At 34.6% G+C, this 23,035-nt stretch carries 18 protein-coding genes and 1 other RNA gene; 16 read left to right on the top strand and 3 right to left on the bottom strand.

The window, feature by feature from the left end; genetic code table 11:
• The first annotated feature begins 4 nt into the window (after positions 1-4).
• From AC3RV6_RS12825 to AC3RV6_RS12755, 15 genes are all read left to right on the top strand, one after another.
• On the top strand, positions 5-1,336 hold the full coding sequence (locus tag AC3RV6_RS12825; RefSeq protein ID WP_489749250.1) for a (Fe-S)-binding protein: 1,332 nt from the start codon (positions 5-7) through the stop codon (positions 1,334-1,336).
• A gap of 155 nt (positions 1,337-1,491) precedes the next feature.
• Positions 1,492-2,514, top strand: a complete 1,023-nt coding sequence (locus AC3RV6_RS12820) for a TRAP transporter substrate-binding protein (protein WP_489746430.1) — start codon at positions 1,492-1,494, stop codon at positions 2,512-2,514.
• Positions 2,515-2,584: 70 nt separating this feature from the next.
• Complete coding sequence (locus tag AC3RV6_RS12815) at positions 2,585-3,061, top strand: TRAP transporter small permease (protein WP_489746429.1); 477 nt, start codon at positions 2,585-2,587, stop codon at positions 3,059-3,061.
• The gene (locus tag AC3RV6_RS12810) at positions 3,058-4,323 is read left to right on the top strand and encodes a TRAP transporter large permease (RefSeq protein ID WP_489746428.1); all 1,266 of its coding nucleotides are present in this window, start codon (positions 3,058-3,060) and stop codon (positions 4,321-4,323) included. The genes AC3RV6_RS12815 and AC3RV6_RS12810 overlap by 4 nt, the downstream gene beginning before the upstream one ends.
• Before the next feature lie 305 nt (positions 4,324-4,628).
• Complete coding sequence (locus AC3RV6_RS12805) at positions 4,629-5,051, top strand: DUF1801 domain-containing protein (RefSeq protein ID WP_489746427.1); 423 nt, start codon at positions 4,629-4,631, stop codon at positions 5,049-5,051.
• A 379-nt stretch (positions 5,052-5,430) separates the two neighbouring features.
• Positions 5,431-7,614 carry a malate synthase G gene (locus AC3RV6_RS12800; RefSeq protein WP_489746426.1) on the top strand — a complete coding sequence of 728 codons (2,184 nt, stop codon included), beginning with the start codon at positions 5,431-5,433 and terminating at the stop codon, positions 7,612-7,614.
• Between the two features lie 212 nt (positions 7,615-7,826).
• The gene (locus tag AC3RV6_RS12795; protein ID WP_489746425.1) at positions 7,827-9,155 is read left to right on the top strand and encodes a helix-turn-helix domain-containing protein; all 1,329 of its coding nucleotides are present in this window, start codon (positions 7,827-7,829) and stop codon (positions 9,153-9,155) included.
• 637 nt (positions 9,156-9,792) lie between these two features.
• Entirely contained in the window at positions 9,793-10,914 is a 1,122-nt protein-coding gene (locus AC3RV6_RS12790) for a class II histone deacetylase (RefSeq protein ID WP_489746424.1), read from the top strand.
• A gap of 117 nt (positions 10,915-11,031) precedes the next feature.
• Positions 11,032-12,411 (top strand): purine-cytosine permease family protein, encoded by a 1,380-nt coding sequence (locus AC3RV6_RS12785; RefSeq protein ID WP_489746423.1) that lies wholly within the window; start codon positions 11,032-11,034, stop codon positions 12,409-12,411.
• Between the two features lie 219 nt (positions 12,412-12,630).
• Complete coding sequence (selD, locus tag AC3RV6_RS12780; protein ID WP_489746422.1) at positions 12,631-13,680, top strand: selenide, water dikinase SelD; 1,050 nt, start codon at positions 12,631-12,633, stop codon at positions 13,678-13,680.
• 29 nt (positions 13,681-13,709) lie between these two features.
• Positions 13,710-14,768, top strand: coding sequence for a tRNA 2-selenouridine(34) synthase MnmH (gene mnmH, locus AC3RV6_RS12775; protein ID WP_489746421.1), 1,059 nt, complete (start codon positions 13,710-13,712; stop codon positions 14,766-14,768).
• Between the two features lie 282 nt (positions 14,769-15,050).
• Positions 15,051-15,956, top strand: a complete 906-nt coding sequence (locus tag AC3RV6_RS12770) for a chemotaxis protein CheW (RefSeq protein WP_489746420.1) — start codon at positions 15,051-15,053, stop codon at positions 15,954-15,956.
• 165 nt (positions 15,957-16,121) lie between these two features.
• Positions 16,122-16,859: a DUF2161 family putative PD-(D/E)XK-type phosphodiesterase gene (locus tag AC3RV6_RS12765; protein WP_489746419.1), complete on the top strand. Its 738-nt coding sequence runs from the start codon at positions 16,122-16,124 to the stop codon at positions 16,857-16,859.
• A 145-nt stretch (positions 16,860-17,004) separates the two neighbouring features.
• A complete protein-coding gene (locus AC3RV6_RS12760; protein WP_489746418.1) occupies positions 17,005-18,705 on the top strand; it encodes a methyl-accepting chemotaxis protein in 1,701 nt (566 codons plus the stop codon).
• Positions 18,706-18,864: 159 nt separating this feature from the next.
• Positions 18,865-19,938 carry a branched-chain amino acid aminotransferase gene (locus AC3RV6_RS12755; RefSeq protein ID WP_489746417.1) on the top strand — a complete coding sequence of 358 codons (1,074 nt, stop codon included), beginning with the start codon at positions 18,865-18,867 and terminating at the stop codon, positions 19,936-19,938.
• Between the two features lie 80 nt (positions 19,939-20,018).
• Here AC3RV6_RS12755 and AC3RV6_RS12750 read toward each other — a convergent pair whose 3' ends face one another.
• Positions 20,019-20,573, bottom strand: coding sequence for an SLOG family protein (locus AC3RV6_RS12750; RefSeq protein WP_489746416.1), 555 nt, complete (start codon positions 20,571-20,573; stop codon positions 20,019-20,021).
• A gap of 72 nt (positions 20,574-20,645) precedes the next feature.
• A non-coding RNA gene (gene ssrS / locus AC3RV6_RS12745) (6S RNA) lies at positions 20,646-20,829 on the bottom strand.
• 155 nt (positions 20,830-20,984) lie between these two features.
• Here ssrS and AC3RV6_RS12740 point away from each other — a divergent pair.
• Complete coding sequence (locus tag AC3RV6_RS12740) at positions 20,985-21,491, top strand: DinB family protein (protein ID WP_489749249.1); 507 nt, start codon at positions 20,985-20,987, stop codon at positions 21,489-21,491.
• Between the two features lie 80 nt (positions 21,492-21,571).
• Here the strand turns inward: AC3RV6_RS12740 and ilvA are convergent, their stop codons facing one another.
• Complete coding sequence (gene ilvA / locus AC3RV6_RS12735; protein WP_489746415.1) at positions 21,572-22,852, bottom strand: threonine ammonia-lyase IlvA; 1,281 nt, start codon at positions 22,850-22,852, stop codon at positions 21,572-21,574.
• Positions 22,853-23,035 lie beyond the last annotated feature (183 nt).

Raw genomic sequence — 23,035 nt, 5'->3', positions numbered from 1 at the left:
AATGATGAGTACACAAGAGAAAGAAAGAATTCAGAAAGACTTTAAAGAGAAAATGGATTATGACGAACTAATGAACTGCACACGCTGTGGATTTTGTTTGCCTACTTGTCCTACGTATATTGAGACTGGAAAAGATGAAGTACATTCTCCTCGTGGCCGAATTGCGTTAATGAAGGGCGTTGTAGATGGTCTTATAGAGCCAGATGAAAATGTTAAGCGGTCTATAGACATGTGCTTAGGGTGTAGAGCTTGCGAACCAGTCTGTCCATCTGGAGTGAAGTTTGGTCATTTGCTTGAGCAAGCCCGTGATGCAATTTATCAGACGAATAAGCAGTCATTTATTGAAAAAGCTGCAAGAACAATGTTTTTAGGTAATATGTTTCCTTATCAAAATCGAATGATTGGTGCAGTAAGCCTTTTAGGTTTTTATCAAAGGTCTGGCATAAGAACAATCGCGCGCAAATCTGGAATCATGAATATTTTACCCGAAACTATGAGGACGATGGAAAAAGTGTTACCAGATGTTCCGAAGAAGAAAGAGATGAAGGATAGGCCGCGACATTTTCAATCTCTTATACCACAAAAGAAGAAAGTTGCATTTTTCTCAGGTTGTTTAATGGATACTATTTTTATGTCAACCAATGATTCTACGACAAAGCTTTTACAATATGCAGGTTGCGAAATTATAGTACCTGATTCTCAAAGTTGTTGTGGTGCACTCCATGGCCATAGTGGTGAAATTGATAGAGCTAAAGAAATGGCAAAACGTAATATTGAAGCATTTGAAATAGCAAAAGTCGATTATATTATTACCAACGCAGGAGGCTGTGGAGCATTTTTGGTTGATTATGGTCATTTATTAAAAGATGACTTAGCGTGGAGTGAGCGTGCTACTGAATTTTCAACTAAAATTAAAGATATTACAAGTATTTTAGTTGAGCTTGAATTTGATAAAGTAACGCTTCGTCTCGATGATCAAATAGTAACTTATCAAGACTCATGCCACTTGAAAAATGGTCAGAAAACATTTAATGAACCTAGAATACTTTTACAATCAATAGAAGGCGTGAAGTATGTTGAAATGAAGGATGCAGGCCGATGCTGTGGGTCAGCAGGCATATATAATATTGTCGAATCTGAAATGTCTATGCAAATTTTGGACTATAAGATGGAACAAACTAAAAAAACAAATGCCAAAACAATAGTGACAACAAATCCAGGGTGTTTACTCCAAATGAAACTTGGAATTGAACGTGAGGAACTTTCTGATAACATGGAAGCCGTTCATATCGTTGACTTATTAATTCGCGCTTATGAAAAGGGTAATTGTTTATAAGTTGTTCATAATTGTATAATTATTCTGTATTGATTGTAAATAACTATTGAATTTTACAACCTACGACATTATAATCGTTATAGGAAACATGTAATATAAATTAATGTTTAGTTGCATGAATAAATTTTCGCAAAGACTTAGGGGGAAATATTGAGATGAAAAAGAATTTTTTGGTAGCATTTTTAGCAGTTGTAATGCTCGTACTAGCTGCATGTAGTTCGGATAGTGCAGATGGCGAGAAAGATAGCGGAGATAAAGTCGAAAAAGATGATGGAAAAGTATATACACTTCAAGCGGGTCATTCATTACCAAATGACCATCCATATCAACTAGGACTAGAAGAAATGGCGAAAAATGTTGAAGAACGTACTAATGGCCGTGTTATTATTGAAGTGTTCCCTAATAGTGAAATTGGTGCTGAGCGCGAACTTACTGAAGGTTTGACACTTGGTACGGTTGACCTGGTTGTATCGTCTACTGCTCCTGTAACAAACTTTGTTCCTGAATTAGGTGTTCTAGATGTACCTTTCTTATTTAAAGACCGGGATTCAGCTGTAAAAGTTCTTGAAGGCGATATCGGTAACGAACTATTTGATAAATTAAAAGAGAATGGTATTATCGGCTTATCTTGGGGCGAAAATGGATATCGTCATATTACAAATAGTAAGCATCCAGTAGAAAAACCAGAAGATTTAAAAGGACTTAAGATTAGAACACAGGAAAATGAAATCCATATTGCAGCATTTAAAGCATTGGGTGCTCAACCAACACCAATGGCTTGGACTGAAGCTATAACAGGTTTACAACAAGGTGTTGTTGATGCGCAAGAAAATCCTGCAATTGTTGCAGATCAGTTTAAATTATATGAATCTAAACAAAAATACATGTCATTGACAGGCCATGTATATTCAGTTGCGATGTTTATGATGAGTCAAAAAACGTATGATAAATTACCAGAAGATCTAAGAGATATCGTTGTCGAAGAAGGCCAAAAAGCTGGTGCACAAGAACGTGACCTAATTGTAGAGATGGAAAAAGAATCACTTGCAAAATTAAAAGAAAATGGTGTCGAAATTATTGAAGATATCGATACTGCTCCATTTAGAGAAATTGTAAAACCTGTTTATGATACAGTTGAATATCAAGATTTATTGAAAAGAATTTTAGACGCTCAATAATTAATAAAATAGTTGAAATAGGGGGAGAGAACTTTCTCTCCCTATTTTTATTCGTAAAGGGGGGAAAGCAGTGAGCAAGGTTGTCGGTTATATTAATTTTGCAATGAAGTACTTTTTAGTTTTATTAATGGTTGTACTAACTTCTTCAGTATTTTTACAAGTAATTTTTCGTTTCGTATTAGAGCAGCCATTAGCTTGGTCAGAAGAGTTGGCACGCTATTGCTTAGTTTGGTTAACCTTTTTAGGTGCGGCTTATGCTATGTCCCTAAAAGCGCATATAGGTGTGACATTCTTCACAGATTTATTTCCGCTGATGATGCGAAAAATACTTTTTGTGATTGCCACACTCGCAAGTATCGCATTTTTTGCGTTAATGATTTTTCAAGGCTATAATTTAGTCGGACAATCGATGGAACAACTTTCTCCTGTGTTAAGAATTCCAATGGGATTGGTATACTTTGTAATTCCACTCAGCGGCTTTCTTTTGATTGTTAATTTGTTAGCTACATTTGCTCAAGACTTTAAAACAGGAGGTAAGATTGAATGACAATACTCTTATTTGTTTTATTACTCTTACTATTCCTTATTAATGTTCCAATAGCGGTTGCATTAGCACTTGCTTCATCTGCGATCTTCTTGTTAAATGGTGATGTTTCTTTAATAGTCATTATGCAAAGAATGTTTAACTCTGTCGATTCTTTTCCTTTATTAGCAATTCCGTTTTTCATTTTAGCTGGTAAGTTAATGGAAACCGGTGGAATATCAAAGCGTCTGATCCATTTAGCGAATGTAATATTTGGTAGGATATCTGGTGGATTAGCAATTGTTTCTATTGTTGCTTGTGCATTTTTTGCAGCAATCTCAGGTTCAGCAGCTGCTACAACAGCTGCTGTAGGGTCATTATTAATTCCTGCCATGGTTAAAAAGGGATATGATAAAGGTTTCTCTACGGCTGTTCAGGCTGCAGGTGGAACTATAGGCGTAATGATTCCACCGAGTGTTCCGCTTGTGTTATACGGAGTAACAGCGGGGGTATCAATTAGTTCGTTATTTATTGCAGGAATTCTACCGGGAATTCTAGTCGTACTTTCGCTTGTGATTTTAGTTTATGTTATTTCACTGAGAAAAGGCTATGGCGGTGGAGAAAAATTTGGCTTTATGGACTTTATAAAAGCACTTGCTGATGCGTTTCTAGCAATGCTGATGCCTGTAATAATACTAGGTGGAATTTACGGAGGTATATTTACGCCAACCGAAGCCGCTGTAGTCGCAGTAGTTTACGGCCTTATAGTGGGTGTCTTTATATACAAAGAAATTAAGATAGCTGATTTAGCTGAGATTTTCGCTTCTTCAGTAGTCGTTTCTGCCGTCATTATGTTTATTATCGCAGGTGCTTCAGTATTTGGTTATTATTTAACAAGGGCACGCATTCCAAGAGAGTTAACTGATTTAATGTTAGGTGTTACAGATAATTGGATAATTGCACTTCTAATTATTAATGTATTATTACTATTTGTCGGTACATTTTTGGAGACATCAGCAGCGATTATCATTTTAACACCAATTCTTGTTCCAATTGTTAGCGCACTTGGAATTGATCTTGTGCATTTTGGTATTATTATGATCTTTAACTTGGCAATTGGTTTCATCACACCGCCAGTAGGCATTAATTTATTTGTTGCAGCTAATATAGCAGGCACAAAATTTGAAAGTGTAGTTAAGGCGATCATTCCTTTTATCATCATTATGATTCTTGATATTATTGTTATTTCATTCATCCCGATGATTAGTTTATTATTGGTGAAATAAAAAATCACAAAAGGTTCTAATTTGTGAATATATATATACCAAAGTAAAGTTTACAAATTTACTTTGGTATTTTTCTATGTAAAAAGTAGTATACTTTTCTTTTGTTTAGATAATAATTATGTTGTATTGTGATAAATAAAAATAATTTGAGGTACAATTTAGTGATATAGGCGTTCTGAGTTAATATGATAAAATTAATGTTATAGTTTGGGGAGAATACTTTATTGTTTTACAGGGACTATTGAACGTGTTTTTAATAAATTATTAAAGTCAATTTATAAAAAAAGTAGAAAGAGGTGAATAATATGTACGAACAAAAAACGATAGAAACTAATAGTAGTGTTAACGAGTTTATAGAATGTATAGAAAGTCCTAAGAAGCGAGAAGATGCTTACAGATTACTTGAAATATTTACTGAGACTACAGGATTTGAAGCGAAGATGTGGGGCCCTAGTATTATTGGATTTGGAACTTATCATTACGTATATAAAACGGGTCATGAAGGAGATGCACCGCTTGCAGGTTTCTCGCCGCGTAAAGCGAAAATTAGTTTGTATTTCGCGACGGGTGATACGAAGCGTGAGGTGCTGTTGGCGGACTTGGGTAAGCATAAAGCAGGGAAATCTTGTGTATATGTTAATAAAGTGGATGATATAGATATAGATGTATTAAAAAAGTTGATTGTCCAATCTGTTTCATTTTTACGAGGTCTATATCCTGACAAGTAGATAATTTTAGGCAATTGTTTAATTGCGCTGAATCTTAAAAAAAGATGGTGAGCGGTGTTTTTCTGTTTGCTATTTTATCAACTAAATTGATAGTAAAACAAATATATTTCACAATTCAGTTGATTAATAATGACATTAAAGTTATGCTTAATAGGACAGTTCTACCGCATGGTAGAGCCATTTATTAGCTCCAGTATATTGATTTACTAAACGGTGAAATAAAGTCATTTAAGCTACCATTTAGGTTCAGAAATTGTTTGATTTAGTTTTTTAGGAGTAAAGGAGTGCTTTTATTAAACAAAATGATTTAAGTGTTCAACCCCTATTTTTATTATAAAGGTAGGGAAATAAAAAAACATGTTTGGGGTGTATTAATATTATGTCGAATTATGTGAAAAGTGGTAATATCCAAGTAGCACAGGTACTTTATGATTTTGTGAATTCTGAGGTTCTTTCGGGAATGGATTTAAACGGTGAGAAGTTTTGGTCTGATTTTGATATATTGATTCATGACCTAGCCCCAGAAAACAAAGAATTATTAGCTGAACGTGATCGTATACAAGAAAAATTGAATACATGGCATAAAGAGAACAAAGAAAATAATGATTTTGAAGCTTATAAAACGTTTTTAACAGAAATTGGCTATTTGGAACCAAAAGTTGAAGACTTTAAAGTGACGACTTCGAATGTTGATAACGAAGTTGCGAATCAAGCAGGACCGCAATTAGTAGTACCGGTTGATAATGCACGTTACGCGCTGAATGCAGCAAATGCTCGTTGGGGAAGCCTTTACGACGCGCTTTACGGCACGGATGTAATTGGTGATGAAGACGATGCAGCTGCAGGTAAAGGATATAACCCATTACGTGGGGAAAAAGTAATTGCATTTGCTAAAAACTTCTTGGACGAGTCTGCACCTTTGGCTGATGCATCACATACTGAAGTAGAAAAGTATGAAGTTGTTGATGGTCATTTATTAGCTAATCTTAGCAATGGTAAAACTACAGGGTTGAAGAATACTTCTCAATTCTCAGGATATCTAGGGAAACCTGATGACCTGACAGCTGTATTACTTGTTAACAATGGCTTGCATATTGAAGTACAAATTGATGCAAATCATGCGATTGGTAAAGATGATTCCGCTAATGTTAAAGATGTTTATTTAGAATCTGCATTATCTACTCTTATGGACTGTGAGGATTCGATTGCGGCAGTAGATGCGGAAGATAAAGTTGGTGTTTATCGTAACTGGTTAGGTTTAATGAAGGGCGACTTAAATGCTTCATTTGAAAGAGGAAGTAAAACAGTTACTCGTACTTTAAATCCAGATCGTTCATATACTACACCAAATGGCGAAACGCTTACATTGCCGGGTCGTTCTTTAATGTTCGTCCGTAACGTAGGTCATTTAATGACAAATAGTGCGATTCTGGATAAAGACGGACAAGAAGTACCAGAAGGTATTTTAGATGGTGTATTTACAACGTTAATCGCAAAACATAACTTAGGTGAAAATGTAGCGTTTAAAAACTCTAAAAAAGGTTCAGTTTATATCGTTAAACCTAAAATGCACGGTTCTAAAGAAGTGGCATTTGCAAACAAATTATTCAACCGTATTGAGGATTTGCTTGGATTAGAACGCCACACGCTTAAAATTGGTTTAATGGACGAAGAGCGTCGTACTTCACTCAACCTAAAAGCATGTATTAATGAAATAAAAGAAAGAATCGCATTTATTAACACGGGCTTCCTTGACCGTACTGGTGATGAAATCCACACGTCTATGGAAGCGGGTATTATGACACGTAAAAATGAAATGAAAGCAACTGAATGGCTTGCAGCTTATGAAGGATCAAACGTTGCAGTTGGAATAGATTGCGGACTACCTGGACACGCTCAAATCGGTAAAGGTATGTGGGCAATGCCGGATTTAATGGCAGATATGTTAGAGCAAAAAGTTGTTCATCCTAAAACAGGTGCAAATACAGCTTGGGTACCTTCACCAACTGCGGCAACTATTCATGCACTTCATTATCATCAAGTAGACGTAAAAGCAGTACAAAAAACTGTTGAAAGCTCAAAAGATTTTAATGATGGTATTTTACAGATTCCACTTGCCGAGAATACGAACTGGTCTGCGGAAGAGATACAGTCAGAACTTGATAACAATGCACAAAGTATTCTAGGTTATGTTGTTCGTTGGATTGATCAAGGAGTCGGTTGTTCAAAAGTTCCTGATATTAATGATGTAGGATTAATGGAAGATCGTGCAACTTTGCGTATTTCTAGTCAACATCTTGCGAACTGGTTACACCATGGTGTTTGTTCAGAAGAGCAAATGGTAGAAACTATGAAGCGCATGGCAGTTGTTGTTGATAAGCAAAATGCTGATGATGAACTATATCGTCCAATGGCGCCTAACTATGATGACTCAGTTGCATTCGCGGCAGCATGTGATCTAGTATTCCTTGGTTATGAACAGCCAAGTGGTTATACTGAACCAATCTTGCATCGCAGACGTGTAGAAGCGAAAGCTAAATTTGCGTCAACTGTTACAAAATAATTAAATGATGATAGAGGGTACTCCTGTTTTATTAGGAGTCCCTCTTTTTAAAATTAATTAAAAGCTTTGTAAAGTACAATATGAAAATCTCGCTTTAAACGTTAACTTGAAATATATTGAAAAAACAAGTAATTCAAGTTACAATTAATTTGAATAATGAGCTTGAATCTTTTAATTTATTTATATAGTTTTATCCGGAATGGGGAGTAGCTATGAAAACAAGAGTAGGTATTGTTGGCACGAAAGATTCCGTATATTTAATGAGCGAAGTTGCACAAGAGTTTGAAGAGCGATTAACTCCTGTTTATTTTACTTATAATCATGCAGCGGAAACGACTAGTATCGTTGAGGATAATCAAGAATTAGTTGATGTATGGATTTTTTCAGGACGTTCCCAATATTTATTAGCTAAAAAAAGTTCTTCAACGCAGCTATTTTTCTATTTAAAATTAAATGGATCTAGTTTGATAAAAACATTGTTGGAAGTTTCTTATAATACGCAAAAAAAAGTAGATAATATTAGTATTGATATGCTAGAAGAAAGAGATGTATATGATACCTATAGAGATTTAGATATAATAAATGAAAATATTCATTGGATTGAATGTTCGGATACTACAAAAGTAGAAGAGATTTATGACTTTCATATTAATTTATTTGAAAATAAAAGAGTTTTGTTTTGTATTACTGGTTCAAGTGATGTTTATAGACAACTTCTTCAAAAAGAAATTCCTGCTTACCAAATATGTCCTACACGTTCCAATATACGATCAACTTTTAATATTGCACTCCAACAGTGGGAATCTCTAAACTTTAAACACTCCCAAATAGCAGTTATGCTTATTGCTGTTGTAAATATTGAAAAAGCAGAAAAAAAACACTCCCGTACATATGAATTACATAGACTTAATTTAGAATTACAGTCAGCTATATTAGATTTTACAGAATCAGTATCAGGTTCTTATATAGCAATCGGTATAGATGTTTTTAGTATTTTTTCGACTAGAGGTGCTTTGCAAGATGCTGAAGAACAAAGTATTCGTCTTTTAGAAAGGCTTTCAATTATTTCTAACTTACATTCAAACATAGGGATTGGCTATGGAGACACCGCTTACACCGCCGATGAAAACTCTAGACTAGCATTTCTTCACGCGCAAAATTATAGCTCAAATTGCGCATTTTTAGTTGAAGATAATGGGACTGTAAAAGGTCCGCTTCAAGAAAAAGAAAGTATTTCATTTGAATTTAGAAATGTAAACGAAGAACTAGGAAAAAAACTCAAAGAGAGCGGTTTATCTATCACTACATTTAATAAAATAATGTCAGTGCAAAAAAGTTTAGGAAAAAAAACGATTACTGCCTTAGAGATAGCCGAATGGCTAAAAATTACAGAGCGATATGCACGTCGGATTTTGAATGATTTAATGATTGCCGGAATAGCTGAGATTATTGGTCAGGAAGCACCATTATCAAAAGGACGGCCAAGAAACATATATCAAGTAGGAATAGAATTTATGACAGAGAATACGGTTTTAGAATAGTTACTTAGGCTTTAATTTATTAAAAAGCTCAGACAAACACTCGTATTGTTATTATCTACATAAGAAATGGGCCTTGAAATTGTAGTCTAACTTGATCACGATTTTTGCGTGGCTACAGGTGCTATCATTAGTTAAACTCCTTTTAGGGAGTAGACACTTGCTTTGTCGATTGTGTATTAACTATTGTTTCAATTTTTAGGCCTTTGGTTTTATTTAGGGAACAATAGTTTTGGGTAATTGAATAATTATAGTTTTAATTTCTATGTCTAGAGTTTAGCGCTGGAATATACTTTTGATTTAAGCAATCTGTTCGTTGTGTCCCCGAAAAATGGTATATAATTTAATTTTTTATATGAGTAGCCTTTATTGTGAATTAAATATTTTTTTGCTTTAAAAAGTTTTGCGTATATTCAAAAAAAGTATTGACGATAGCTTAACTAGTCTGTATATTAATAAGTAGGAATTAACCCAAGGCTTGCAATACTTAAATAATTCAGATATTGGATTATTTTAAAAGAAAAATAAAAAAAGGCTTTTCATTTTTTTTATACATTAAAGGTCTATATTCGGTTAAAGACCCTTAATGGTTATGAAACTCAATAAAATATATCAATTATAATAATTAACGGAGGAATGAATGATGAAAACAGGATACATATATGATGAGAGTTATTTTTGGCATGATAATGGAAGTGGAACATTATTTCTACCGTCTGGCGGATATATGGAAAGAGATGTGTTCGTTGAAGATCCTTTAACAAAAAGGAGAGTCAATAACTTATTGGAAAGATGTGGCATTATGTGGGATTTAGAACGTATTCGTCCACGTGCTGCTACAAGGAATGAAATCGAATTATTTCATACACCAAAATATGTAGATAAAGTAAAAAATCTAAGTGATACAACAGGGGGAGATGCCGGTGAACATGCGATAGTTGGAAGGGGTTCTTATGAAATAGCATTACTTTCAACAGGTGGAGCATTGACAGCAGTTGATTCAGTAATGGAAGGAACTGTGGATAATGTGTATGCGCTTACACGTCCACCTGGCCATCATGCCGAAGCAGACCTAGGAATTGGTTTTTGTATATTTAACAATGTTGCTATAGCGGCAAAATATGCAAGAGAAAAATATAATCTGGATAGAATTTTAGTACTTGATTGGGATGTGCACCACGGAAACGGAACTGAAAAGGCATTTTACGATGATCCCGGTGTATTATTTATTTCTGTTCATCAGGACTTAAGTTTTCCTGATAATACAGGTTATGCAACTGATGTAGGTGAAGGTAAGGGTCTAGGCTTTAACGTTAATATCCCTTTACCACCGGGTACAGGAGATGCTGGTTATTTAGAGGTTTTTGAAACAATCATTCGTCCTTTGGCTGAGGAATTTAAACCGCAATTAGTCATCGTATCAGCTGGACAAGATCCAAGTATGTTTGATCCACTTGGTAGAATGAACGTTACAGCAGAAGCATTTGGAAAAATGACTAAAGTAATGAAAGAAATTAGCTCGAAACATTGTGATGGAAAATTGGTTTTGTGCCACGAAGGTGGTTATAGCAATGGATATGTGCCTTTCTGTACTTTGCGCATTATTGAAGAGTTAAGCGAAATAAAAACAGATGTTGAAGATCCATTTACTGCAGGCGCAAACGGTTATCCGGATAAAGTATATGAAACGCAACAAACAGCTATCGATTATGCAATAGAGATTCAATCGGAATACTGGAGTATATTGCGAGATAATAAGTAAAATGGCTTCAAGAGGGGTCACCCCTCTTGACATTTATTCTTATATTATTATTGAATAAATGTAAGCGTTTCCGTAAGGTTTAAACTCGAAATACCAAAAAAAGGGCGGTGTAATCTTATGAATGAACACAATCAATCTAGCTCAATTGAGTCGAAAAGCTTTGAATATATTTCTTTAAATGAGAGACATAGTAATCCTAAAGAATTATTTTTTACGTGGTTTGCAGCAAATACAGTATCTACAACACTTATTACTGGAGCGTTAGTAACCATTATTGGATTGAACTTTTGGTGGGGTTGTTTAGCTATTATAGCCGGACATGCAATTGGCGGAACAATAATGGCACTTCATTCAGCACAAGGGCCTAAATTAGGTATTCCACAGGTCATGCAAAGTAGGGCGCAATTTGGTTACTTTGGTGTTCTATTACCAATGATTATCATATTAACAATGTATCTCGGATATGGTGCAAGTAATACGGTCTTAGTTGGACAGGGGTTATATGAATCATTGGGAATAAATATTAATTTAACAATTCTCATTAGCATAATTCCTATGGTACTTTTAGCAATCTATGGACAAGGGTTGATTCAAAAATCCATGAAAATATATAGTTATCTTTATATAGGTGTATTTGTTTTATTGACAGTATTCGTAATTAGTTCAGTTTCTATGGAAACACTTAGTCAAGGAACTTTTTCAATTAATGAGTTTATTTTAGCTTTATCTATTTGTATTACATGGCAAATTACATATGGTCCCTATGTATCGGATCATTCAAGATATATGAAGCCTGAAGATAGTAAAAAAACATTTAAATATACTTATTTAGGAAGTTTCCTTAGTTCGACTTGGTTAATGTTACTAGGTGCTGCAATTGCTAGTATGGTTATTGACGGTAATGTAATGTCTCAAATAATGAGTTTAGGCGGCGGGTCTGGGATTGTTATCGTAATTCTATTGTCACTTGGATTAATTGTTATTAATTCATTAAACATCTACGGAGCAGGTATTATTCTTTTATCAATTGCAAGTAACTTTATTAAATTTAAAACGACAATCAAAATCCGTGTTATTACATCAGTTACGATTGGTTTACTTATAGCTTTGGCCGCTACGGTAGGTGCTGGAAACTTTATGAATTACTTTCAGATGTATTTAGGGTTTATTTTATTTTTTATTATTCCGTGGAGTGTCATTAATTTAACAGACTTCTATATACTTAAACGCCAAAATTATCATCCAGATGATTTTATGGAAAAGGACGGTGTTTTTGGTAGATTACGTATGAGCTCTTTATCAATTTATATCTTCACAATCATTTGTCAAATACCATTTACGAATAATGGTATATATCAAGGTTCAATCTCAAAGACACTTGGTGGCGTAGATATAGCTTGGATTGCAGGTCTAATTATATCATTTAGTTTATATTACGTTTATGGTAAATATAGTGATAACGCTCAAAGAGTACCAGCTATTAAGCAATCTGTTTAAATAATATAATATCATTTAATCAAGCGGTTCCTTAACTTTAAAGGAACCGCTTTAAATATGTTTAATAATACTATTGTAGGAAAGTGGTTTAGGTGGTTAAAACCATATAAAAGGAACAGACTGAAGGAAAAAAGCTAGCCGTATAATTCTTAAAATCAGGGTCAATAATATTTTTGTGCTAAAATAAATGAAGATACTTTAAAGGAAGAGTGATGTAGGATGGAAAATTACGATACAGTAAAATTAACCAAACTGACAAAAAAAGGTGGATGTGGATGTAAAATTGGTCCTGCAGATTTGGCGCAGGTATTAAGCAAGCTTCCACAGACTGTAAAGGATCCGAACCTACTTGTTGGACTAGATACAAGTGATGATGCAGGGGTTTATCGAATAAATGATACTACAGCGATTGTTCAAACTTTGGACTTTTTCACGCCAATTGTAGATAATCCTTATGATTTTGGCCAAATTGCAGCAACGAATGCGATTAGCGATGTATACGCAATGGGTGGGACGCCAATAACTGCATTGAACATCGTTGCATTCCCGATTACCACATTGGATAAAGGAATATTAAGTGAAATACTTAGAGGCGCAGGCGATAAATTAATAGAAGCTGGTGTAACTCTGGTAGGTGGTCACTCAATTGACGATCAAGAACCTAAATTTGGTCTTGCTGTCACAGGTATTGTACATCCAGATAAGATTAGAACGAATGCAGGGGCGCAACCAGGAGATCAACTAATCTTAACCAAACCAATAGGTGTAGGTATTTGTACAACATCTTTAAAAAATAATTTGCTTTCAGTAGAAGAAATTAAAAACGTTACTAAAGTAATGACGACACTCAATAAAAAAGCAGCGGAAGTGATGGCGAACTACAATGTCCACGCAGCAACTGATGTAACTGGTTTTGGTCTACTGGGACATGCCTCTGAAATGGCGAAAGGCAGCAATGTTGGTCTTGACATTCATTATGAGCAAGTACCCGTATTACCGCGTGTAAGGGAGCTAGCTGAAGCCGGTGCAGTACCTGGTGGAACGAAGAGTAACTTTGCACATATTGCAGATATTGTCACTTATCCCGATGCACTAGACCAAATCGATCGATGGATATTATGTGATGCAGTTACTTCTGGAGGTTTGTTAATTGCTGTTTCGAAGGATGAGGCGGATGCATTTGTCCAAGAACTCCATGAAAAGGGAGTAGACGCACGAAACATTGGTGAGGTTACTGAGGAAAATCAAGGCCGTATCAATGTTCGTTAAAGAATGACATTATATGAGAAGGTGAATAGATGATTCGTGATATTACAATTAATGAATTAATAGCTGTTAGAAATGATAATAATCATACGATGGTAGATGTCCGTTCGCCGAAGGAATTTAATGAAGCGACAATACCGGGTAGTATTAATATACCTATATTTAATGACGAAGAACGAGCTGAAATTGGAACTTTGTACAAGCAAGTAGGTGCGGAAGAGGCGAAGATTAGAGGGTTAGAAATATTTTCAGCTAAACTGCCTAACTTTATCGCCACATTTAAAGAAATGACTACTCAAATTACTGTATTTTGCTGGCGTGGTGGTATGCGTAGTAAAACAGCAGCAACCGTTTTGAACTTGATGGATATTCATGCTAAGCGATTGTCAGGTGGGATACGTACGTACCGTCAGTGGGTAGTACATGAACTAGGTAAAGAAGAGTTTGCACCTGAGTTAATCGTTTTAAATGGTAATACAGGGTCCGGTAAGACGCTTATACTAGAGAAGCTAGTAGAAAGCGGATACCCAGTGATTGATCTTGAAGGGATGGCAGGTCATAGGGGGTCAATTTTCGGTCAAATAGGTCGCGAACCTAGTAATCAAAAAAAATTCGAATCATTACTTGTCGATGAATTAATACGATTTAAAGATGAACCTTATGTATTTATAGAAGGTGAAAGTAAACGAATTGGTAAAGTAAGTTTGCCTGAATTTTTATATGCTAAAAAAGAAAATGCTTTGCAACTATTTATTAACATACCTTTAAAAGTCCGGATACAAAATATTTTGGATGACTATCAGCCGTGGAATTATTCCCGAGAGTTTAATGATGCCTTTCAGCTTATTAAGAAGAATGTTCACACACCAATTGCAAAACAGATTGAAGTCGATTTGAATCATGGTGATTATGAATCTGCTACAAATTTTTTACTTGAATTTTATTATGATCCTAAGTATAAGCATTCAAGCGCACAAGATTCAGAAAAAGAACAACATATTATTGATGCAGTAGATGTAGAGGATGCTTTTCAACAGGTGATAAAGCAGTTTGCAGAGCTTCCGCAATCAAAAAGGCAAAATAGAAAGTAAATCATTTTCTTAAATAACTAGTACGAATTGGTCTTCTTTTATGAAGGCTTTTTTTTTCTGAAAAACTAGGTGCTCATAGACATGAAGTTACAAAAAGTATTAGTGGTTTATTTATATATTACGAATCGTGCGAAAGCAAAATAAAAATGCAATTAAAGCACCTGGTGAATTTCATGAAAGTTTAATAAAAAACTATTATTTAGAGTAGTTCATAAAGGCCATAACTACTGTTATACTATTTATAGGCGAAAGATAATAGAGTTAACGAAAGGAATGATAATTATGTCGAAACATAATGGTATATTACTGGAAACAGGCACAAATGAGTTAGAAATTATTGAATTTGAAATGGGTGATAACCGATACGGCATTAATGTAATCAAAGTTAAGGAGATTATTTTACCTATCCCAGTGACAATTATTCCACATACACACCCTTCAATCGAAGGTATTATTCAACTACGCGGTGAGGTTTTACCGGTTATTAATATGGAAAAAGTACTGGGTGTTGCACCAAAAGTAGATAGAAGTGAAGAAAAATATATAGTTGCGGCATTTAATAAACAACAAGTAGTTTTTCATGTACATAATGTAACACAAATTCACAGAATTTCTTGGGATCAAATTGAGAAACCATCTGATGTTTATAACGCTGAGTCTTCTCAAGTTATTGGCGTTATTAAGCGAGAAGGCGAGATGTTATTATTACTGGATTTCGAAAAAATTATGCTTGATATTAACCCTGAAACTGGTATAAACGTTAATCAAGTGAAGAAACTAGGCCAGCGAGCGCGTTCGGAGAAAAGAATTATCATCGCAGAAGATTCACCTCTTTTAAGAAAGCTACTTTATTCCACATTAAATGAAGCTGGTTATGGAAATTTAGACTTCTTTGAGAACGGAAGCGAGGCTTTGTCTTATCTTGAGAGTGTTGTTGCAAGTGGGAAAAAAATTACTGACGATGTTCAGTTAGTCATTACTGATATTGAGATGCCTAAAATGGATGGCCATCACTTTACAAGAAGAATACGGGAAAATGAAAGTTTGGCCATGTTACCGGTTATTATATTTTCATCTTTAATTACAGATGACTTAATGCATAAAGGCTTGAAAGTAGGTGCAGATGGTCAAGTGAGTAAGCCAGAGATTGCAGAACTTGTATTAAAAATTGATGAATTCATTTTATAATAATAACTTTAATTGATGTAATAATTAGTTATAGTCCTCCAATAAATTAAAAAGCAGAAGGCATATATGGATGCTCTGTTTTTTTATATTTGTAATTAATAGGTTTGTCGTAATCTTATGATATATAGTCTTTCTGAAAGGATGATAGACGGGTGTTTTATTCCTATGAAAAATAAAAAAACGAAGTATTATGAAGTCGATTTATATGAACCGATTCGACAATACTTTACAAAACATGACTACATCGTTCACGGAGAGGTTAATGATTGCGATGTGGTTGCTGTAAAAGGTGAAGAACTCATCATCATTGAATTAAAAGTTTTACTATCTATTAACTTATTGATTCAGGCGGCCAAAAGACAACGACTTACAAAACACGTTTATATTGCCATACCTAGGCCATCATATAGTATGCATTCAAAAAAATGGAAAGACATTTGCTTTTTAATCCGAAGATTAGAAATGGGTTTATTATTAGTATCATTTGAAGAAAGTGGCAATCAAGTAGACGTTGTAATTGAGCCTGAACCATTTGATAGAGTTAAAAGCATGGCTCGAAGTATTAAAAGGAGAAAAAAACTGATTACTGAAATTAGTGGGCGACATATAGGTAATAATATTGGTGGAAGTACACAAACAAAGATTATGACAGCCTATAAAGAAAGCTGTATACATATCGCCTGTTACTTGGATAAATTAGGACCGCAATCGCCTAAACTTTTACGACAAATGGGTACGGTTGATAATACACAATCTATCTTAAGTGTTAATCATTATGGTTGGTTTGAAAGAATTAAAAGAGGTACATATAAGTTATCTGATAAAGGATTAATTGAATATAAAGAAGATACGAAAGTTGTTGCTTTTTATAATAATTTAATTTCAAAGCAACATAACAAGTAAAGGTTTTACAATAATATTCATATGTCGAATTATCGAACGTAGATCGGATAAGATTAGCTGTGATTAAATGAGCGGTTATATCTATTATCCACTTTTCATGCTATAAATGAGAGAAAGGTACTACTTTTAACTTGGGGGAATTATAATGCGAAATACATTAACAGTTCAGCTTGGTACAATCATTGTAGGAATAATTGTTGCGATGCTTGTTATTACATCTTTTGCAACTTATAAAACAGCTTATGATAAATTATATGATGCGGCTGGAATAGAGGCGTACGGTTGCGCAAATATCACCACAGGATTAATTCAATCTGGAGACATTGTGAAAATGTTAAATGGGGATAGCGCGACAATGGAGGCTGTTGGAAAGCAGTTGAATTGGACGATTGAACACAAAAGTATTTTTGAAACGCAATATATGCTTGATTTAGACGGCAAAATACTGGCACTAGATGATAATTTGCGTAAAAAAGGATTCAAACCAGGAGATTCTATTCCCTTGGATGAAGATGCCGTATCAATGCTTTTAGCTATGAAACATTCTACATACTCAAAACTTCAAAAATTTGGTGGCATGGATAGACTATCGGGTTATGCACCGATATTTGAAGATCATGACCCTAGTAAAGATATAATTGCGTTAAGTGTAATTGATTTTGACGGTTCAATTGTTGGAGAACGAACTTGGGATGTTGTTAAAAATGGTGTTCTGATTAGTCTAATTCCGATGCTACTAGCTTCCCTTATTACGATATTCCTCATTAGACGCAAAACAAAACCAATTTCATTGCTTATTGCTCATGCAAAAGAAATTGCTGATGGAAATCTTGCTATTGAGGATACAAAAATTACTAGTAATGATGAAATAGGTGATTTAGGACGGACTTTGAACACAATGACTGTAAATTTAAGAGATATGATTGGAACTATGAAGGAAACATCCACATATTTAACTAGAAACTCTTTTGAAACTGCAGCTTCATTGGATGAGATGAATATTACTGTCCATCAAATATCTGTTAATATGAATGATGCGGTCTCTGCTATTTCAGAAGGAACTATTCATGTTGAACGCTCATCGGATATATTAGGAATTCTTGCTGATGGCCTTCAAAAATCGAAAGAGCAAGCAGATTTAAGCGTTGAAAACTCTAAAGTGACGATGCAAACAGCAGAAGAAGGTCAAAAAAGAGCTATTGAAATTAGTAGTGACATGGACAAAATTAGAACAGCTTCAATTGATACTGGGAATACAATCGAAGGTTTAAATGAATCAACTGCAAAAATCCAAAGTATAACAGGATCAATTGCTGCTATTGCAGCACAAACAAACTTGTTGGCGCTAAATGCTTCAATTGAAGCAGCTAGGGCAGGAGAACATGGTAAAGGGTTTGCTGTTGTTGCTGAAGAAGTTAGAAAACTAGCGGAACAATCTAACAAAGAAGTTTTAGAAGTAGAAAAGCTTGTTAAGGCTATTACTGTAGGTATTCAAAATGTAGTACTTTCTACAACTGCAAGTACCAAACTAATTGAAGCTGGAACTACCACAGTACGTTCTACAGCAGTCTCATTGGGTGAAATATCAAGTGCTGTGGCAAAAACAGTGGATGAAATTAGTACAGTTTCAGAAATGACGACAATAGAGGCGGAAAACTCTGAACAAGTTGTAACATTGATTAATCAGCTTGCAAAAACAATTCATGAAATTGAAGACACAACTAATAGTATTTCGGCTGCAACACAACAGACTTCTGCATCAATAGAGGAAGTGGCAAACAGCTCAACTGAAACAAGTCGAATGGCTCAGGAGTTAGAAAAGGTTGTAGGACAATTCAAACTATAGTATGTCTTTTTTATCGAATGCTGTAATTTTCTTTTTCTGAAAAATATTTTAAAATAGACTATTTCTTCTATTACTTTAACTGTATAATATATATGTATTGTATTATTATTTCAATAGAAGTTTTACTAATCAAATATTTGTTTAAGGGGATAAAATTTAATGGTAGAAAACACAATTCAAGTTAATTTAAGTCAGTCAAAAAAAGTAAAACCAATGGCAGATAAATTGGTATTTGGTACAACTTTTACAGATCATATGTTTATCGCGGATTATACAAAAGGACTCGGTTGGACAAATAAGAGAATCGTACCTTATGAACCTATTTCACTAGATCCTGCCTCAACAGTATTTCACTACGGTCAAACTGTTTTTGAAGGATTAAAAGCATATATGTCATCAGAAGGAACAATTCGTTTGTTTCGCCCTGAGCAAAATATGAAACGCTTGAATAAATCTACTGAAAGAATATCAATGCCACAAGTAGATGAGGAACTTGCACTTGAAGCTTTAAAGCAATTGCTACTGGTAGATAAAGAATGGATTCCTACAGCTGAAGGGACATCACTCTATATAAGACCATTCATGATTGCTACTGATGCGCATTTAGGCGTTGAACCTTCTCATAATTACAAATTTATTATTATACTTTCACCAGTCGGATCATACTATAAAGAAGGCATTCGTCCGGTTAAAATATTTGTGGAAAATAAATATGTACGAGCAGTAGCGGGTGGGACAGGTACTGCAAAAACTGCTGGGAATTATGCGGCTGGCTTAAAAGCGCAAGAAATTGCCGGTGAAAAGGGATATGCACAAGTGTTATGGTTGGACGGGATTGAAAGGAAATATGTTGAAGAAGTTGGTGCAATGAATATTTTCTTTAAAATAAATGGTGAAGTTATTACGCCTATTCTGAATGGTAGCATTTTGGAAGGTATCACAAGGAAGTCGGTTCTAGAATTATTAAAACATTGGGAGATACCAGTTGTAGAACGCAAAATTTCGATAGATGAAATTTACACTGCTCATAAAAATGGACTTTTAGACGAGGCATTTGGAACAGGTACAGCAGCCGTAATTTCTCCAATTGGAGAATTTAACTATAATGATGAAAAATGGATTATAAATAACGGAGAAACAGGCGATTTATCTAAAAAGATTTATGATACATTAACAGGCATTCAAACAGGTAAAATAGAAGATCCTTTCGGTTGGGTTCTTAAAGTAAAATAAAAGGTCAAATTATTAGTTCTAAAATAATGATATTAACACAAATTAAAATCGGTACTAGAATTCAATCTAGTACCGATTTATTAATACCAATTTTTCATTTGTTCTTCTTCTGCTATCATTTGTAAATGGTCTGCGGTAATTGTGATAACACGATATTTTGACACATCTGCATAACTCTGGGCAGATTTTTTAATGAATTTCGGTGAACCTTCATTTTCTTCATCATATACAATGAGCATCCCATCAGAGTTACGCATTAGAAACTTATCTTTCTCGATGAATTGCCAAGGAGCTTCATATGGGATAGAAGTTAGACTAACTTGATAATCTGCTCCTTCAATTAAAGTGCGGTATTTCTCTTTATTATTTTCGTTCCAATTTTTATCTTGTTCTATAAAAGGAGTGATTATTGCATATTTCAAATGTGAATACTGCTCTTTTAATTCAATAACAACCTCAACTGCCCATGACTCTACACCAAGTTGACCACTTACAATAACCCACTCTAGACCCTCATCAAGTAAAATTAAGAACTGATTTCTTAAAGCAGTTTTTATGAATCCGATTCCAGGATGATCGTCATTAAATATGCCGAGTTCATGCTGTTTGTAACCTGTTACCACTAAACGCTTCATACAAAATTCACCTCCAAATAGTTGGAATTAAAAAACCAGCTTCCATTGGAAACTGGTTGTGGAAAAATATGTAAGAAAGCCGCCTTTGCCGTATTCGCGTAGAAAGTTTTAAACCACCACTCCTCAAAGTGGGTGTTCGCAGAAATTATCCTGTCTGTCCTTATAAATAAGGCCTGCCATTCCAATCCCGATGTAAAACTCCCGATTACAGTATAAAGGTTAAAACTTAATTATAATACGAACAATGCAGCTTGTTTTCTAAGTATACACGTAGTAAATTATAAATACAATAGGTAAGAAAAGGGCATACTTCCATTACCAAAATTTTTATTTAAATAGGATGATAAGCTAGTTATTTTCAAAAACTAACTAAATGATTTAGAGTAAAGATAAATATAAAAAAGGGAGAGGATTTCAGTCGCAACTATACAACAGCTTAAATTAGCGCGTATGCACACAATAGGACGTTTAAAAAGGATTGAGAATACTAAGTGGGATATCCTACATGAAGGTTTCAATAACAATATTCGTTGGCATGCAGGGCATCTTTTCGTGACAATTGAGACGTTTATTCAGCAAGGCGTGAACTCGTACGAACCAAAGTATCCAGAGTGGATTTCTTTTTTTGACGATGGAACAAGTCCAAAAGAATGGAAAGACGATGTTCCAGCAGCATCTGTTATACTAGCAGCACTAAGAGAACAGCTAAATTGGGCGACGGATTTTCTAGAAGGGAAACTAGAATGGCAAATGTCAGAGCCACTTGTAATAGGAGATGATATTATGACCTTTGATGATATGGAAGGTATTGTTCAGTTTTTAGCATGGCATGAAGGCGTTCATGCGGGTGTAATAAACGCTTTAGGGAGATTTCAACCAATTGCGCATTTAAACGAAGTGCATAATATCCAGGTTTGATCTTTTGATTGATAACTAATCAAATATAATAATTCAAAAACCTAGTTTCAAATTCATAGTTGAATTTGAAACTAGGTTTTTTAAATGAGTAAGTCGAATAAATTACTATCTTTATTAATTTCTGTATAAGTGAAGCCACTTACAGCCATTCGGTGAATTAGTCCAGCATATTCACAACTATTTTTTAATTCAATACCAACTAGACCAGGTCCACTTTCTTTATTATTCTTACGTGTATATTCAAAAGTGGTAATATCATCCTCAGGACCAAGTACTTTATCAAGAAACTGACGAAGTGCTCCAGCACGCTGTGGAAAATCAACGATGAAGTAATAAAGTAGCCCTTCATAAATCAAAGACTTTTCTTTTATTTCCTGCATTCTTCCAATATCGTTATTCCCACCACTTATAACACAGACAACAGACTTTCCTTTAATTTCATCTTTATAAAAATCTAGGGCGGCGATAGTTAAAGCGCCCGCAGGTTCGGCAATTATAGCATGTTGATTGTACAATTCTAATATAGTTGTACATACTTTTCCTTCAGGAACAAGCACGACATCATCTAACAGTTTGCGACAAATCTCAAAAGGTTGCTGCCCTACACATTTTACTGCTGCGCCATCAACAAAACTATCGATACTCCCTAGTTCCGTTAATTGATTATTATCAAGGGCTGCCTTCATACTTCCGGCTCCAGAAGGCTCTACACCAATAATAGTGGTATGAGGGGAGACGTTTTTAAAATAAGTGCTCAAACCCGAAATTAGTCCACCACCACCAATGCTAGCGAATAAGAAATCAGCAGGTTCTTCAATATCGTTCAATATTTCAACAGCAACAGTTCCTTGGCCGGCAATTATATCAGGGTCATCGAAAGGCGGGATAAAGATGCGACCATCTAATTCCGCACAATCTATCGCACTGATCTTTGCATCGTCAAAAGTATCACCAATTAAGATAACCTCAACAAAATCACGACCAAACATTTTTACTTGGTTGATCTTCTGTTTAGGGGTTGTTTGAGGCATGTATATCTTTGCGTCAATTCCTAAATGAGAACAAGCGTAAGCAACGCCTTGCGCGTGATTTCCTGCGCTTGCACAAACGACACCTTTTTCACGTGCTTCTACTTCAACCGTTTTAATTTTATAGTAAGCCCCTCTTAATTTAAACGAACGAACATACTGTAGGTCTTCTCTTTTTACATATACATGACAATCATATTTTTCTGATAGACGATCATTTCTTTGCAAAGGTGTATGGGCGACGACATCTTTCAAGAGTTGATAGGCGATTAATATATCTTCGACATACACGGGTTTAATTTCATTTTCGACTTCTGTTTTTGTAAGTTTCATTATTTTCCCGACAACCTCCGTTATTGATTAAACATCTTGTTATTATAACATAATGAACATATAAAAAACAGCTGAATATTCACAACTATGTGTCAAGTAACGTTATGAATATATTCAAAATGAATAAGAAGTAATTAATGATTCTGTATAAATAGATATTTTATGTTATCATAGTCTATAAGT

Source organism: Sporosarcina sp. So3-204, assembly GCF_058068165.1.
This window is presented reverse-complemented; position numbering and strand designations above follow the sequence as displayed.

Coding starts and splice junctions, on each gene's coding strand:
- AC3RV6_RS12765 (WP_489746419.1), top strand. CDS start 16,122: ATGAAAAATAAAAAAACGAAGTATTATGAAGTCGATTTATATGAACCG.
- AC3RV6_RS12825 (WP_489749250.1), top strand. CDS start 5: ATGAGTACACAAGAGAAAGAAAGAATTCAGAAAGACTTTAAAGAGAAA.
- ilvA (WP_489746415.1), bottom strand. CDS start 22,852: ATGAAACTTACAAAAACAGAAGTCGAAAATGAAATTAAACCCGTGTAT.
- AC3RV6_RS12785 (WP_489746423.1), top strand. CDS start 11,032: ATGAATGAACACAATCAATCTAGCTCAATTGAGTCGAAAAGCTTTGAA.
- mnmH (WP_489746421.1), top strand. CDS start 13,710: ATGATTCGTGATATTACAATTAATGAATTAATAGCTGTTAGAAATGAT.
- AC3RV6_RS12805 (WP_489746427.1), top strand. CDS start 4,629: ATGTACGAACAAAAAACGATAGAAACTAATAGTAGTGTTAACGAGTTT.
- AC3RV6_RS12760 (WP_489746418.1), top strand. CDS start 17,005: ATGCGAAATACATTAACAGTTCAGCTTGGTACAATCATTGTAGGAATA.
- AC3RV6_RS12750 (WP_489746416.1), bottom strand. CDS start 20,573: ATGAAGCGTTTAGTGGTAACAGGTTACAAACAGCATGAACTCGGCATA.
- AC3RV6_RS12755 (WP_489746417.1), top strand. CDS start 18,865: ATGGTAGAAAACACAATTCAAGTTAATTTAAGTCAGTCAAAAAAAGTA.
- selD (WP_489746422.1), top strand. CDS start 12,631: ATGGAAAATTACGATACAGTAAAATTAACCAAACTGACAAAAAAAGGT.
- AC3RV6_RS12790 (WP_489746424.1), top strand. CDS start 9,793: ATGATGAAAACAGGATACATATATGATGAGAGTTATTTTTGGCATGAT.
- AC3RV6_RS12800 (WP_489746426.1), top strand. CDS start 5,431: ATGTCGAATTATGTGAAAAGTGGTAATATCCAAGTAGCACAGGTACTT.
- AC3RV6_RS12795 (WP_489746425.1), top strand. CDS start 7,827: ATGAAAACAAGAGTAGGTATTGTTGGCACGAAAGATTCCGTATATTTA.
- AC3RV6_RS12770 (WP_489746420.1), top strand. CDS start 15,051: ATGTCGAAACATAATGGTATATTACTGGAAACAGGCACAAATGAGTTA.
- AC3RV6_RS12810 (WP_489746428.1), top strand. CDS start 3,058: ATGACAATACTCTTATTTGTTTTATTACTCTTACTATTCCTTATTAAT.
- AC3RV6_RS12820 (WP_489746430.1), top strand. CDS start 1,492: ATGAAAAAGAATTTTTTGGTAGCATTTTTAGCAGTTGTAATGCTCGTA.